The organism is Staphylococcus agnetis (genome assembly GCF_011466855.1).
Taxonomy (GTDB): Bacteria; Bacillota; Bacilli; order Staphylococcales; family Staphylococcaceae; genus Staphylococcus; species Staphylococcus agnetis.
Window position 1 is genome coordinate 573,806 of record NZ_CP045927.1, and the last position, 14,659, is coordinate 588,464.

13 protein-coding genes are annotated in these 14,659 nt (G+C 36.1%); 11 read left to right on the forward strand and 2 right to left on the reverse strand.

Going from position 1 to position 14,659, the window contains the following annotated elements; all coding sequences use genetic code 11:
- Window positions 1-44: 44 nt before the first annotated feature.
- Complete coding sequence (locus tag GJE18_RS02905; RefSeq protein WP_037566847.1) at window positions 45-986, forward strand: beta-ketoacyl-ACP synthase III; 942 nt, start codon at window positions 45-47, stop codon at window positions 984-986.
- 16 nt (window positions 987-1,002) lie between these two features.
- A complete protein-coding gene (gene fabF, locus GJE18_RS02910; protein ID WP_037566850.1) occupies window positions 1,003-2,247 on the forward strand; it encodes a beta-ketoacyl-ACP synthase II in 1,245 nt (414 codons plus the stop codon).
- A 326-nt stretch (window positions 2,248-2,573) separates the two neighbouring features.
- Here the strand turns inward: fabF and GJE18_RS02915 are convergent, their stop codons facing one another.
- A complete protein-coding gene (locus GJE18_RS02915) occupies window positions 2,574-2,954 on the reverse strand; it encodes a DUF3899 domain-containing protein (RefSeq protein WP_037566853.1) in 381 nt (126 codons plus the stop codon).
- A gap of 247 nt (window positions 2,955-3,201) precedes the next feature.
- Here GJE18_RS02915 and opp3b point away from each other — a divergent pair, with 247 nt between their 5' ends.
- The 5 genes from opp3b to GJE18_RS02940 all read left to right on the forward strand — a co-directional run bounded on the left by opp3b (window position 3,202) and on the right by GJE18_RS02940 (window position 8,900).
- Window positions 3,202-4,128, forward strand: a complete 927-nt coding sequence (opp3b, locus tag GJE18_RS02920; RefSeq protein ID WP_037566854.1) for an oligopeptide ABC transporter permease — start codon at window positions 3,202-3,204, stop codon at window positions 4,126-4,128.
- Window positions 4,128-5,189 (forward strand): oligopeptide ABC transporter permease, encoded by a 1,062-nt coding sequence (gene opp3C / locus GJE18_RS02925; RefSeq protein WP_060550676.1) that lies wholly within the window; start codon window positions 4,128-4,130, stop codon window positions 5,187-5,189. The genes opp3b and opp3C overlap by 1 nt, the downstream gene beginning before the upstream one ends.
- A gap of 14 nt (window positions 5,190-5,203) precedes the next feature.
- Complete coding sequence (locus tag GJE18_RS02930; RefSeq protein WP_037566858.1) at window positions 5,204-6,277, forward strand: ABC transporter ATP-binding protein; 1,074 nt, start codon at window positions 5,204-5,206, stop codon at window positions 6,275-6,277.
- Window positions 6,277-7,215: an ABC transporter ATP-binding protein gene (locus tag GJE18_RS02935; RefSeq protein ID WP_060550678.1), complete on the forward strand. Its 939-nt coding sequence runs from the start codon at window positions 6,277-6,279 to the stop codon at window positions 7,213-7,215. The genes GJE18_RS02930 and GJE18_RS02935 overlap by 1 nt, the downstream gene beginning before the upstream one ends.
- Before the next feature lie 68 nt (window positions 7,216-7,283).
- Window positions 7,284-8,900, forward strand: coding sequence for a peptide ABC transporter substrate-binding protein (locus GJE18_RS02940; protein WP_165886172.1), 1,617 nt, complete (start codon window positions 7,284-7,286; stop codon window positions 8,898-8,900).
- A gap of 39 nt (window positions 8,901-8,939) precedes the next feature.
- Here GJE18_RS02940 and trpS read toward each other — a convergent pair whose 3' ends face one another.
- Complete coding sequence (trpS, locus tag GJE18_RS02945; protein ID WP_060550679.1) at window positions 8,940-9,932, reverse strand: tryptophan--tRNA ligase; 993 nt, start codon at window positions 9,930-9,932, stop codon at window positions 8,940-8,942.
- 305 nt (window positions 9,933-10,237) lie between these two features.
- On the opposite strand from trpS, the gene spxA reads away from it, so the two are divergent.
- From spxA to pepF, 4 genes are all read left to right on the forward strand, one after another.
- Window positions 10,238-10,633, forward strand: a complete 396-nt coding sequence (gene spxA, locus GJE18_RS02950; protein ID WP_037565881.1) for a transcriptional regulator SpxA — start codon at window positions 10,238-10,240, stop codon at window positions 10,631-10,633.
- 274 nt (window positions 10,634-10,907) lie between these two features.
- Complete coding sequence (locus tag GJE18_RS02955) at window positions 10,908-11,603, forward strand: adaptor protein MecA (RefSeq protein WP_370672129.1); 696 nt, start codon at window positions 10,908-10,910, stop codon at window positions 11,601-11,603.
- Between the two features lie 160 nt (window positions 11,604-11,763).
- The gene (locus GJE18_RS02960) at window positions 11,764-12,732 is read left to right on the forward strand and encodes a competence protein CoiA (RefSeq protein WP_060550681.1); all 969 of its coding nucleotides are present in this window, start codon (window positions 11,764-11,766) and stop codon (window positions 12,730-12,732) included.
- A 70-nt stretch (window positions 12,733-12,802) separates the two neighbouring features.
- Window positions 12,803-14,611: an oligoendopeptidase F gene (pepF, locus tag GJE18_RS02965; RefSeq protein ID WP_060550682.1), complete on the forward strand. Its 1,809-nt coding sequence runs from the start codon at window positions 12,803-12,805 to the stop codon at window positions 14,609-14,611.
- Window positions 14,612-14,659 lie beyond the last annotated feature (48 nt).

The following is a 14,659-nucleotide window of genomic DNA, read 5'->3' on the forward strand; positions in this document are numbered from 1 at the left end:
ATTAATACCTGGTATTAAAAATATATGAAGAAGGTGTTCAAACCATGAATGTAGGTATTAAAGGATTTGGGGCATACGCACCAGAACGCGTTGTTGACAATGCGCACTTTGAATCATACCTTGATACATCAGATGAATGGATTTCCCAAATGACTGGGATTAAAGAACGAAGATGGGCAAAAGATGACGAAAAAACGTCAGATTTAGCATATGAAGCAAGTGTACGTGCAATTGAAGATGCAGGTATTGATAAAGATGATATCGACATGGTTATAGTGGCAACATCAAGTGGTGATCATCGCTTCCCAACCGTTGCCAATATTTTACAACATCGATTAGGTTTAAATAAAGTAGCATCTGTAGATCAACTCGCGGCATGTACAGGTTTTATGTACGGGATTGTAACTGCAAGAGCATTTGTATTATCAGGAGACTATAAAAATGTGCTTGTCGTAGGTGCTGATCGTTTATCAGGTATTACAGATTTAGAAGATCGTTCTACTGCAATTTTATTCGGTGATGGTGCCGGAGCGGCTATCATTGGCGAAGTATCAGCCAACCGTGGTATTCTAAGTTATGAATTAGGATCTGATGGTGTTGGCGGTAAGTATCTTTACCAAGAACAAGAGACAGATTTTATAAGAATGAATGGACGTGAAGTGTTTAAATTTGCGGTACGTATTATGGGAGATTCTTCATTACGTGTAGTTGAAAAAGCAAATTTAAAGCCAGAGGATATTGATTTATTTGTGCCACATCAAGCAAATATTCGTATTATGGAATCTGCACGTCAAAGATTAAACATTCCGAAAGAAAAAATGAGCGTGTCGGTGGATAAATATGGTAATACTTCAGCGGCATCCATTCCATTAAGTATTTCTGAAGAATTAAAAGCTGGTCGAATTAAAGACGATGATGTGCTCGTTTTAGTTGGCTTTGGTGGCGGACTAACTTGGGGTTCACTAGTAATTCGATGGGGAAAATAGAAGAGGAGGAACTGAGATGACTAAAAAACAACGTGTCGTAGTTACTGGATTAGGTGCATTATCGCCAATTGGAAATGACGTACCTACGATGTGGGAAAATGCCTTAAAGGGTGTCAATGGTATTGACAAAATTACACGTATTGATACAGAACCTTATAATGTTCACATAGGTGGAGAATTAAAAGGATTTAATATTGAAGACCACATTCCTAAAAAAGAAACACGCAAAATGTCTCGTTTTACACAATATGCGGTTGTAGCAGCGAGAGAAGCATTAAAAGATTCTGGTTTAACAATTGATGAATCAAATGCTGATAGAGTGGGTGTTTGGATTGGTTCTGGTATTGGTGGCATGGAAACGTTTGAGGAAGCCTATGATTTATTAAAGAAAAAAGGACCACGTCGCGTTAGTCCATTTTTCGTACCGATGCTTATTCCAGATATGGCCACTGGACAAGTATCTATCGATTTAGGTGCTAAGGGACCAAATGGTGCAACTGTTACAGCATGTGCGACAGCGACGAACTCTATTGGTGAAGCGTTTAAATTCATTGAACGTGGCGATGCAGACGCGATGATTGCTGGTGGTACGGAAGCGCCTATTACACATATGGCAATTGCAGGATTCAGCGCGAGTCGCGCATTATCTACGAATGATGACATTGAAACTGCATGTCGCCCTTTCCAAGAGGGACGCGATGGTTTCGTAATGGGTGAAGGTGCAGGGATTCTTATTTTAGAATCACTTGAATCAGCGCAAGCACGTGGTGCGAAAATCTATGCTGAAATTGTGGGTTACGGTTCTACGGGTGATGCACATCATATTACAGCACCTGGTCCAGATGGTGAAGGTGGTTCACGTGCCATGGAAGCGGCGATTAAAGATGCTGGCATCCAACCAAGTGACATTCAATATTTGAATGCGCATGGTACAAGTACGCCAGTGGGTGATTTATTTGAGATTAAAGCCATTAAAAATACATTTGGCGAAGCGGCAAAACAACTCAAAATCAGTTCAACAAAATCTATGACTGGTCATTTACTCGGCGCAACAGGTGGTGTTGAGGCAATTTTCTCTGTACTTTCAATTAGAGATAAAAAGATTGCACCAACGATTCATGTTGAGAAAAACGACCCTGAAATTGATTTAGATATTACACCAAACAAAGCAGTTGATTGTGATATCAACTATGCAATGAGTAACAGTTTAGGGTTTGGTGGTCATAACGCCGTATTAATATTTAAGAAATACGACGCATAAATACAAAATAAAATGGTTAAGAATTGAGATTATTACAGCGCGACAGTTGCGTGATAACTCAATTCTTTTTTTGTATGATTTTGAGTAATTATTCAAAAGTGTTTGTCACGTGTATACAAATTATATTTTCATTTTGATGTACATTTTGCAAATACATATATAATAGTAGAAATGCGTCACGATTCTAATAGGTCAACTTATATGACTTATTGATGTTGGTTTAACACATTGCTCATTTCTTCAAACGATTTGAATATAAATATAAAAGCACAGGTGTCTTTTCTAGAAAAACATCTGTGCTTAGATATATGCACAAAAATGTATGTTTACTGTACAGTAAACGCAAGAATAAATGACAACACGATATAAAATACATGTACATATAATGCTGGCTTTATCCAAGATTGTACGACATACTCTTTTTTCTTAGGTTGTTTAGGATTAAAAAAATCATCGGATTCGTAACGCCCTTTATCCTTTTTACGCATCAACTGATACTTGAAACGTCTAAATCCGAAACTTGTGACATCTAATATCCCTTCTTGAATGACTAAAAGTGTGAATAACAAAATCGCAAAAATAATTGAAAAAGTAAAAAATAAATTAATAAAGTGGGTCCAAGTATGTGTACTCATTAACCATGAAATAATCGTAAATAAAGGGGTGATACCAATGTAAACCCAAGATCGTTGAGGTAGGTGTGACATAACTTCATTCCTTACACATTGTTTTAGGTTATTGTAACCTACGACCCTATTAATTTGAAGTGTTTTCAGTTGGTTGTAAATTATTTTTTATAGAATGATGTGTTGATATAAAGCTATTTCATGTCAATTTCTTTATCACTGTAAATTGAAATGATATTGATTAATTTGAACCCTTGTGATTATAATATTGTTAATATTTCTGAAAATTTTGAAGGGAATGTTAATTACACACAAGGGGGTATGTTTGATGCTTAGATATACACTTAAGCGATTGTTATACATGGTGATATCACTATTTATTATTATTTCAATCACATTTTTCCTTATGAAATTGATGCCCGGATCACCGTTTAACGACGAAAAGTTAAGTGAAGAGCAAAAAACGATGTTAAACGAAAAGTATGGATTAAATGATCCGCTACCAATCCAATATGGAAATTATATGGCGAATGTTGTCAAAGGTGATTTTGGTAATTCATTCCAATATGACAATCAACCGGTATGGGATTTGATTAAACCGAGACTTGTGCCTTCATTTCAAATGGGCCTCTTTTCAATGATTATTGGTGTCATAGTAGGATTGTTGCTTGGAGTCATTGCGGCAACCCGACAAAATACGTGGGTGGATTATCTTGCGACCTTTATATCCGTTATTGCGATCTCGGTACCGTCATTCGTATTAGCTGTATTATTACAATATGTATTTGCTGTACGATTACAATGGTTTCCGGTTGCGGGTTGGGAAGGTATCTCAACAGCGATATTACCATCACTCGCACTATCAGCAGTTGTTGTTGCAACAGTTGCACGCTACATACGTGCTGAAATGATTGAAGTGTTGAGTTCAGATTACATATTACTGGCTCGAGCAAAAGGGAATTCAACACAACGCGTTTTATTTGGACACGCACTACGAAATGCACTGATACCTGTTATTACAATATTAGTTCCGATGTTAGCGAGTATTTTAACAGGAACTCTGACAATTGAGAATATCTTTGGCGTGCCTGGTTTAGGGGATCAGTTTGTTCGCGCAATTACAACGAATGACTTTTCAGTCATTATGGCGATTACACTATTATTTAGTACATTATTCATTGTATCTATCTTTATCGTCGATATTCTTTATGGTCTTATCGATCCTAGAATTCGTTTGCAAGGGGGTAAAAAGTAATGACGAAAGAAGAACGTACTTTACCTAGAGATGACCATTCTGGCGCAACTGTCGCCCAAACTTCAGGTATTATGCACGAGGACTTTATCCGTACAGGCGCACCTGATAGTAGTGAACAAGATTTCCAAAGAGAGGGACGCACATTTTGGCAAGATGCATGGTCACAATTAACCCGTAACAAATTAGCAGTAGTTGGGATGATTGGGCTTATTATCATTTTAATATTAGCCATTGTAGGACCTTTAATTAGTTCTCACGACTTTGCTGAACAAGATGTTGAACGTCGTAATTTACCGCCTAAAATTGCGGTTTTAGATCAAATACCATTTTTACCATTTGATGGTGAAGGGGTAGATGGCAACGCGTATGACAAAGCACATGTAAAACAAAACTTTTGGTTCGGAACTGACCAATTAGGTCGTGATATTTGGACTAGAACATGGCAAGGTGCGCAAGTATCACTGTTTATCGGTTTAGTCGCTGCTTTATTAGACATCTTTATTGGGGTTATATATGGGGCGATATCAGGCTATTTTGGTGGCCGAGTCGATGATTTTATGCAACGTGTCATCGAAATTATTTCTTCAATTCCAACGCTTATCGTAGTTATTTTATTCGTATTGATTTTTGAACCTTCAATTTGGACGATTATCTTAGCCATGGCTATCACGGGATGGATAGGCATGAGTCGTGTTGTGCGCGGAGAATTCTTAAAATTGAAAAATCAAGAATTCGTCTTAGCATCACGTACGTTAGGGACGTCTAATTTAAAATTAATCTTCAAACATATTTTACCTAATACGTTAGGCGCGATTATCGTAACGTCTATGTTTACAGTGCCAAACGCGATTTTCTTTGAGGCATTTTTAAGCTTTATTGGTATTGGTGTGCCAGCACCACAAACGTCTTTAGGTTCACTTGTAAATGAGGGACGTGCGATGTTACTAATCCATCCGCACCAATTATTTATCCCAGCATTTATTTTGAGTTTATTGATTCTATTTTTCTATCTATTTAGTGACGGTTTAAGAGATGCATTTGACCCTAAAATGCGAAAATAAAGGAGGTATGACAAATGTCAGAACGTGTAATTGAAGTAAATGACTTGCATGTCTCTTTTGATATCGAAGTAGGGGAAGTGCAAGCGGTTCGTGGTGTAGATTTTTATTTAAACAAAGGGGAAACATTAGCGATTGTAGGTGAGTCGGGTTCAGGTAAATCTGTAACGACAAAAGCTATTACGAAATTGTTCCAAGGTAAGTCAGGTCGCATAAAACAAGGCAGTATTATGTTTAATGGCGAAGACTTAACCAAAAAATCAGAAAAAGAATTAATGAAGTTGCGTGGTAAAGAAATTTCGATGATTTTCCAAGATCCAATGACATCACTGAATCCTACTATGAAAATTGGAAAACAAGTCATGGAACCTATTATTAAACATATCGGTTTAAATAAGGCTGATGCGAAAAAGCGCGCCATCGAATTGTTAGAATTGGTGGGTTTAAAACGTGTGAAAGAACGATTCAATGCATATCCACATCAATTTTCTGGAGGACAACGTCAACGTATCGTCATTGCATTAGCACTTGCGTGTGAACCAAAAATTCTGATTGCAGATGAACCGACAACCGCTTTAGATGTGACCATGCAAGCACAAATTTTAGATTTAATGAAAGAGCTCCAACAAAAGATTGATACATCAATTATTTTCATCACGCATGATTTAGGTGTCGTTGCAAATGTTGCAGACCGTGTTGCGGTTATGTATGGCGGACAGATGATTGAAACGGGGGATGTGGATGAAATATTTTATGACCCGAAACATCCGTATACGTGGGGACTATTATCATCAATGCCTGACCTAGAAACAGAGGGCTCAACAGCTTTACGTGCGATTCCTGGATCGCCACCGGATTTAGTTCATCCACCAAAAGGAGATGCGTTTGCAGCGCGTAGTGAGTATGCATTGGCCATAGATTTTAAAGAAGCACCACCATGGTATCGTGTGTCACCAACGCATTATGTGCGTTCGTGGTTGTTAGATGAACGGGCACCAAAAGTGGACCCACCAGAATTAGTCAAGCGTAAACAACGTCCTATGCCTAATAATTTTGCGAAACCAGAACGTGTAGAAAGGGTGTCGTTTTAATGGTGGAAAAAGAGATTTTAGTAGAAGTCAAAAACTTAAAACAATATTTTAATCAAGGTAAACGTAATGAAGTACGCGCGATTGATGATATTTCATTTGATATTTATAAAGGGGAAACGTTCGGACTTGTTGGTGAATCTGGCTCGGGTAAATCCACAACAGGAAAGGCGATTATTAAATTGAATGATGTCACAGACGGTCAGGTGCTATACGAAGGGGTTAATATACAAAGTATTAAAAAAAGAAAAGACTTACTGAAGTTCAATAAGAAAATCCAAATGATTTTCCAAGATCCATATGCGTCGCTCAACCCAAGGCTCAAAGTCATGGATATTGTCGCAGAAGGTATAGATATTCATGGACTTGCAAAAGATAAAAAAGATAGAAAAAAACGCGTGTACGATTTACTTGAAACCGTTGGCTTACGTAAAAGTCATGCCAATCGTTATCCACATGAGTTCTCAGGTGGACAACGTCAACGTATTGGTATTGCGCGCGCTTTAGCTGTAGAACCAGAATTTATTATTGCAGATGAACCCATTTCAGCTCTGGATGTATCGATTCAAGCACAAGTAGTAAATTTAATGCAAAAATTACAACGTGAACGGAATATTACGTTTTTGTTTATCGCACATGACTTATCCATGGTGAAATATATTTCAGACCGTATTGCGGTCATGCATTTAGGTAAAATTGTGGAGCTTGGACCAGCAGATGAGATTTATAATCAACCGCTACACCCTTATACGAAATCATTACTCTCTGCCGTTCCTCAGCCAGATCCTGATAGTGAACGTTCAAGAAAACGTTTTGCGTATGAAGGTGAAAAAAATCCAGATGCATCTAGAGAATTAAAAGCCTTTTCACCAAATCATTATGTCCTCGCAACGGAAGAAGAATTAAAGGCATTTAAAAATCAACAGGAAATACACGTATAACATAGAGAAAGGGGGAATTTCAATTGAAACAAGGGAAATGGAGAATATTAATATCTAGTATTATCGCCATGTTAATTTTAAGTGCATGTGGCAACGCAGAAGGCATTTATGATAATAAAGGTCAAGTATTTCGTAAAGTCATTCCACAAGATATGTCATCTTTAGATACAGCAAAAGTGACGGATACGGTAAGTTTTGATAAATTCAATCAAGTTTATGAAGGCTTATACGTCATGAACGCAGAAGATAAAGCAGAGCTAGGTGTGGCTAAAGGCGATCCAGAAATCAGTAATGGTGGTAAAACGTGGACCATTCATTTACGTAAAGATGCAAAATGGTCTAATGGTGATCCTGTAACTGCACATGATTTTGAGTTTGCTTGGAAGCGCGTTTTAGATCCTAACACAGCTTCAGAATATGCATATATTATGTATGATATTAAAAATGCCGAGGCCGTTAATATGGGGAAAAAGGGTTTAAATGACTTAGGTGTGAAAGCGATAGACGATCATACGCTCCGTTTTGAGTTGACTAAACCTGTTCCATATTATAAAGAAATGTTAGCATTTGCGACGTTCATGCCTCAAAATGAAAAAGTTGTGAAAAAATATGGCGAACGTTATGGGACATCTGAAGATAAAAGTGTGTACAATGGTCCATTTAAAGTTAAAGACTGGGCTGTAGAAGATAAAATTATATTAGTAAAAAATGATAAATATTGGGATAAGGATGTTGTGAAACTTGATAAAGTAAATTATAAAGTATTAAAAGACGGTCAAGCAGGGGCGTCACTTTATGATACAGGATCTGTTGACGATACAACAATCTCTGCAGAACAAGTAGAAAAGTATAAAGATGAACCCGCATTGAAAAAACGTTTATTAGCATCCACATTCTACTTGAAATTAAATCAAGGCAAAGTACCTGAACTCAAAAACCGGCATATGAGACTGGCTTTTGCACAAGCAATTAATAAAAAGGACTATGTAGATTCTGTGTTGAACAACGGTTCTAAGGAAGTTGACGGCTTTACGGCTAAAGGCACAGCTGATGCACCAAATGGGAAAGACTTCACTGATCAAATTCACTCACCTTTAAAATATGATCCTAAAAAAGCAAAAGACAATTTTGAAAAAGCTAAAAAAGAATTAGGTAAAGATAAATTTACATTCACTTTAAATACTGAAGATACACCAGCATCGAAAATTTCTGCTGAATTTATTAAAGCGCAAGTTGAATCTAATTTACCGGGGGTAACGGTAAAAATTCAACAATTACCATTTAAACAACGTTTAGCGCGTGAACAAAGTGAAAACTATGAAATTTCATTATCAGGATGGGGACCGGATTATCCAGACCCATTGACATTCTTAAACATAATGACTACAGGAAACGCTTCGAATAATACAGGATGGGGCAATAAGGAGTATGATGCGTTGCTTAAAAAAGCCAATGGTGAATTACTCCAAAAACCAGATGAACGTAATCAAACGCTCATTAAAGCTGAAGAATTACTATTGGATGAAGCGCCAATTGCACCTGTATATCAAAAAGGTGAAGCACATTTAACTAATCCACAAGTGAAAAACCTACGTTACCATAATATTGGTGGCGATACATCATTAAAGTACACATATATTGATAAATCGATTGATCGTGATACAGGTAAAAAGAAAGAAAAATAAAAAAACTGCACCCTTCATCTCAGTAAGGGTGCAGTTTTTTTATTTGCGTTTACGTCCTAGTCCCATCGCTTTTTCCATCTTTTTAAGTGTTTTATATGACGTACGGTGGGCTTTTTCTCGACCTTCATCTAAAATATCATCTAAACGTTCAGATTGATAGAATTCATTATATTTGGCTTGGAAGTCTGTTAAAAAGTTTGCAACGATTTCAGCCAGATCACCTTTAAATTTACCATAACCTTCATTTGCATAACGCGTTTCCAACGTGTCAATGGATGCATTAGTAAGGCTAGAATATATTGTGAGTAAGTTAGAAATACCAGGTTTATTTTCTTTATCGTATTTTACTTGGCCATCAGAATCTGTGACTGCACTTTTGATTTTTTTTGCAGCAATATGAGGCTCGTCTAATAAAGAGATAAAATTCTTTTGGTTATCATCACTTTTACTCATCTTTTTAGTTGGGTCTTGTAAGCTCATAATACGTCCCCCAACTTTTGGCATTTTAATTTCCGGTTTAGTTAATATATCGTTATAACGACTATTGAAACGGTCAACTAAATTCCGCGTAAGTTCAATATGTTGTTTTTGGTCATCCCCAACAGGAACAATGTCTGTATTGTACAAAATAATGTCCGCTGCCATTAAAGGTGGGTACGTTAATAAACCAGCAGGAATACCGTCGTTTTGTTTTTGCGCTTTATCTTTAAATTGAGTCATACGCTCAAGCTCACCAATAGAAGAAATGGTTGTAAGCATCCAACCAGCTTGTACATGTGCTGGTACTTCAGACTGTATGAACAATGTAATTTTTTCTGGGTTAAGACCAGCAGCTAAATAAATTGCAGCAAGTTGACGTGTTTGTTGGCGTAATTTTAAACGGTCTTGAGGCACCGTGATTGCATGTTGATCTACAATACAAAAATAACAATCGTAGTCTTCTTGAATATCAACAAATTGTTTTAAAGCCCCAATATAATTCCCTAGCGTGGGGATGCCGCTCGGTTGAATTCCTGAGAATAATGTTTTCATATATACAATGCCTACTTTCTTTCAAGGTAATCATTACTATTGTAACAGTATTTTCTTAGTTTGTAAGTTATGATATGATAAGTAATAAGAAATCGTAAATGAATCGTCTCATACTAAAGACTGATAATTTAAAATAAATACTATTTTTACAGATTTCTCATTTAATTTTAATGTTGATTGTCTATAATATAACTATAGCGTTAGAAAAACAGAAAAAGATTTGAGTTGTTTAAACATATATTGAGCAAACAAACTAAAACGTTAAAATTTTAATGAATTTTTATTCAATTAGGAGAGTGAGATGTATGGTAACATTATTTACTTCACCAAGTTGCACATCTTGCCGTAAAGCGAAAGCATGGTTACAAGAACATGACATTCCGTATACGGAGCGAAATATTTTTTCTGAGCATTTAACATTAGATGAAATAAAACAAATTTTAAAAATGACTGAAGACGGTACAGATGAAATTATCTCTACACGTTCTAAAACGTATCAAAAATTGAACGTCGATATCGACGCTTTACCATTACAAGATTTATATGGCATCATTCAAGATAATCCTGGCATTTTACGCCGTCCGATTATCTTAGACGATAAGCGTTTACAAGTAGGGTATAATGAAGATGAAATTCGTCGCTTCTTACCTCGAAAAGTACGTACGTTCCAATTACAAGAAGCACAACGTATGGTTGATTAATTTAAATATCATGAATCTATTTAGGTTTGTATGAGATATCGAGTAACGTCATGACGCGTTGCTCGTTTTTTGTTTTTTTACGGAAGTAATTTGAAATGTTTATGGATGATGTTTTGTGTAAAGTCAGGACATAGGGGGTAAATAAAATTACTTTTACAAAGATTGCATACTATAAACAAATAGATTGTATTTTTTGAATTTGTCTACTACAATAGGGTTACTATTCATCGACTGTGAGGAGTGAGATGATATGAGAATAGAGCGTATTGATGATATGACTGTAAAGTTATTCATCACATATAAAGATATTGAAGCACGTGGATTTAAACGTGAAGACTTATGGACGAACCGCAAACGTGGTGAAGAATTCTTTTGGTCTATGATGGAAGAAATCAATCAAGAAGAGGACTTTGTTGTTGAAGGCCCGCTTTGGATTCAAGTTCACGCTTTTGAAAAAGGTGTAGAAGTAACAATATCTAAATCTAAAAACGATGAATTAATGCAAATGTCTGAAGAAGATCATGCGTTAGATGAGTTTGACAGTCAGTTAAATGAACTTTTAGCACAGTCTTTAAAATCACATACAACGGATACTCATGATAATACAGTTGAGGATGAAGCATCATCACAACAAGCGACATCAGAAACACAAAGTCATGCGTTAGCATCAAAAACATTGGTATTTAAATTTGACAGTTTAGAAACACTTATCGCATACGCACATCAAAACAATCAAAATTTAACAACATATGAAGATTTATTATATATGGTGAATAATGAATATTACTATATGGTTCATTTTGATCAAGATGTAACTGAAGAGCCTATTCATGACTTTTATGGTCAAGTGCTTGAATATGCCGAGCCTTCAGACAAAACAGAAGTATATTTAAATGATTACGGTAAAATTATTATGAGTCACAATGTCATTGAACAAGTGAAACGTCACTTTACAGATAAATCAAGTTAAAAATAACGAGGCGCCCATAGAAATATGGGCGTTTTTTTATTGCATGGAAATGATAGTATTATCTGACTCCATCACACTACTTTAACTTAGTGTTCACCCAAAGTGAAATTTTAAAAGTAATTGGTTGTTGTTAAGCGAGTATAACTATGAGGTGATGTTCATGTTAACCGCGATGGATCTTTATAACAAACAAATCCATGCATGTGATGCGTCTAAACAAAATCAATATTTTTGTCCAATATGTAAAGCGCAACTTATTTTAAAGAAAGGGGTAAAGATGGTTCCGCATTTTGCTCATCACAAAAAGCCACTACATCTATATCATCACAGTGGTGAATCCATACGTCATCATACAATGAAACAGCAACTTTATACATTGCTAAAACAATGGTACCATGACGTTCAGTTAGAACCGTATATTGAGGAGATTCGTCAAATTCCCGATTTAACTGTGGGACGATGGGCCCTTGAAATTCAATTAAGTCCGATTAACATCAATACACTTCAAAAAAGGACTGAAAAGTTATCACAACTTGGCTATCACGTCATTTGGTTAACAGAATTACCTAAGTTCAAATATGGAATGTTCGAACTGTTACAACGTCATCAAGCGATGATACAGCCTGACTCGCATATTTTATATTGTCTTAGTCAAGATGGGACGAAGATTATTGAATTGTCCCAACTTCTACCAGTAAAAGCAAATCGTTTTATAGGGGTACAACAGTACGTTAACGTTAAAGATTGGTTTACAAGAGTAAATACTAATACATGTACACCTACAGTCGTCAGGAAGCTATCTAGATCCCATATAGAGGGTTTTATTGCACAATGTCGAATGAAACATAGCGTACTTGAACCACATCTCTCTTTAATGTATCAATTACAGCTGACTGATGACCAAGTGATCAAATTAACCGGGTTTGTTTTTCCAGAACAAATCTATTTTGTGACCAATCCGATACTATGGCAATTAACGGTATTAAAAGCGTTAAACAAAGGTGTCATTCCTCATATTTCTGTTAAGCAGTGTTTAAAGCCACGGTATTTTGCAGAAAAAAAGGTCGATTATGTGCATAAAATGAATATGATGATTCATGCATATTTAAAAATATTGAATGTAACATAGTTTAAAAGTGCAATCTGAATTTAAAAATGAGAAAATAACAGTAATATCATCTTTAGAGGAGGAAAAAACTATGACACAACAACTTACACGTTCAGAACAAGAACAACAACACCCGGAATATACTTGGGATTTAACTACGATTTTTGAAAGTGATGAAGCATGGGAAGCGGCCTTTAAAAAAGTCGAAGGTTACCTTGGTAAAGAAGAAGCTTTTAAAGGTCACTTGGGTGATGATGCTGAAACGCTATACCAAGCACTACGTTTAGAAGATGAAATTGAAACAGAGCTTGAAGAAGTTTATGTTTATGCGCATTTAAAACAAGATCAGGATACAGCGAATGATAAATATACTGGTTTTGAAGCGCGTGCACATCAATTGGCTATAAAACTTAGTTCGGCATGGAGCTTTTTAGTTCCAGAGCTACTCCAAATTGAAGAAGCACGATTACAATCGTTTATTTCATCGCATGAAGGCTTAAAGCGCTTTGAGTTCGATTTAAAATTAATTAACGAACAACGTCCACATGTATTAGATGCAGATAAAGAGAAACTGCTAACAGAAGCTCAAGACGCACTATCAACACCAAGCAATGTGTTTAGTATGTTCGATAATGCAGATTTAACATTTGAAGATGTTACAGATAAAGATGGACAGAAACACCCTTTAACACAAGGAACATTTATTAAATATTTAGAATCTGATGATCGTGTATTACGTGAATCGGCTTACAAAAATGTATACAAAGCATACGGTGCATACAATAACACATTAGGTGCAACGCTTGCTGGGGAAGTTAAAAAACACGTGTTTAATGCGCGTGCACATCATTATAAAACAGCGCGTGAGCAAGCTTTAAGTCGCACGCACATTCCTGAAGAAGTGTATGACAACCTTGTTAAAACAGTACATAAATATTTACCACTATTACATCGATATACGAAACTTCGTAAAACACTACTCGGTATAGATGACTTGAAAATGTACGATATGTATACACCTATGGTGAAAGATATTAAATTTGACATGCCATATGATGAAGCAGTGGAATGGATGTTAAAAGGCCTGGAACCAATGGGTGAAGAGTATCTCAATGTCGTCAAAGAAGGTTTACAAAATCGATGGGTGGATGTTTATGAAAATAAAGGTAAACGTTCAGGTGGATATTCATCAGGGGCTCACAAAACAAACCCATTCATTTTATTGAACTGGTCTAATACTGTTTCTGATTTATATACGCTTGTTCATGAATTTGGTCATTCTGCGCATAGTTACTTTAGCCGTAAAAACCAACCTTCTAATCAAAGTGACTATACCATCTTTGTAGCGGAAGTCGCATCTACATGTAATGAAGCATTGTTAAGTCATTATATGGATAAGCACTTGGATGATAAGCGACGTTTATTACTCTTAAATCAAGAATTAGAACGTTTCCGTGCAACATTATTCCGTCAAACGATGTTTGCGGAGTTTGAACATAAAATTCACCAAATTGAAGAAGCAGGAGAACCACTAACAGCGACACGCATGAATGACGAATACGCCAAATTAAATCGTCAATATTTTGGAGACACTGTTGAAACAGACGAAAACATTAGTAAAGAGTGGTCACGTATTCCACATTTCTATATGAACTACTACGTTTATCAATATGCGACAGGATACAGTGCCGCTCAAAGTTTAAGTCATCAAATATTGACTGAAGGACAACCTGCAGTCGAACGTTATATTAATGAATTTTTGAAAAAAGGAAGCTCTAATTATCCAATCGAAATTTTAAAAAATGCGGGTGTCGATATGACGACGCCACAACCAATTGAAGATGCATGCAAGGTTTTTGAGGAAAAATTAGACGCTTTTGAAAAATTAATGAAAGCTTGAGGAGAGTGAATCCGTTTACAATTTGACGGATTTGTGAAAAGTTGCATT

Excerpts from the sequence above, each read along its gene's own strand:
- GJE18_RS02905 (WP_037566847.1), top strand. The coding sequence starts at position 45 with ATGAATGTAGGTATTAAAGGATTTGGGGCATACGCACCAGAACGCGTT.
- fabF (WP_037566850.1), top strand. The coding sequence starts at position 1,003 with ATGACTAAAAAACAACGTGTCGTAGTTACTGGATTAGGTGCATTATCG.
- GJE18_RS02915 (WP_037566853.1), bottom strand. The coding sequence starts at position 2,954 with ATGTCACACCTACCTCAACGATCTTGGGTTTACATTGGTATCACCCCT.
- opp3b (WP_037566854.1), top strand. The coding sequence starts at position 3,202 with ATGCTTAGATATACACTTAAGCGATTGTTATACATGGTGATATCACTA.
- opp3C (WP_060550676.1), top strand. The coding sequence starts at position 4,128 with ATGACGAAAGAAGAACGTACTTTACCTAGAGATGACCATTCTGGCGCA.
- GJE18_RS02930 (WP_037566858.1), top strand. The coding sequence starts at position 5,204 with ATGTCAGAACGTGTAATTGAAGTAAATGACTTGCATGTCTCTTTTGAT.
- GJE18_RS02935 (WP_060550678.1), top strand. The coding sequence starts at position 6,277 with ATGGTGGAAAAAGAGATTTTAGTAGAAGTCAAAAACTTAAAACAATAT.
- GJE18_RS02940 (WP_165886172.1), top strand. The coding sequence starts at position 7,284 with ATGTTAATTTTAAGTGCATGTGGCAACGCAGAAGGCATTTATGATAAT.
- trpS (WP_060550679.1), bottom strand. The coding sequence starts at position 9,932 with ATGAAAACATTATTCTCAGGAATTCAACCGAGCGGCATCCCCACGCTA.
- spxA (WP_037565881.1), top strand. The coding sequence starts at position 10,238 with ATGGTAACATTATTTACTTCACCAAGTTGCACATCTTGCCGTAAAGCG.
- GJE18_RS02955 (WP_370672129.1), top strand. The coding sequence starts at position 10,908 with ATGACTGTAAAGTTATTCATCACATATAAAGATATTGAAGCACGTGGA.
- GJE18_RS02960 (WP_060550681.1), top strand. The coding sequence starts at position 11,764 with ATGTTAACCGCGATGGATCTTTATAACAAACAAATCCATGCATGTGAT.
- pepF (WP_060550682.1), top strand. The coding sequence starts at position 12,803 with ATGACACAACAACTTACACGTTCAGAACAAGAACAACAACACCCGGAA.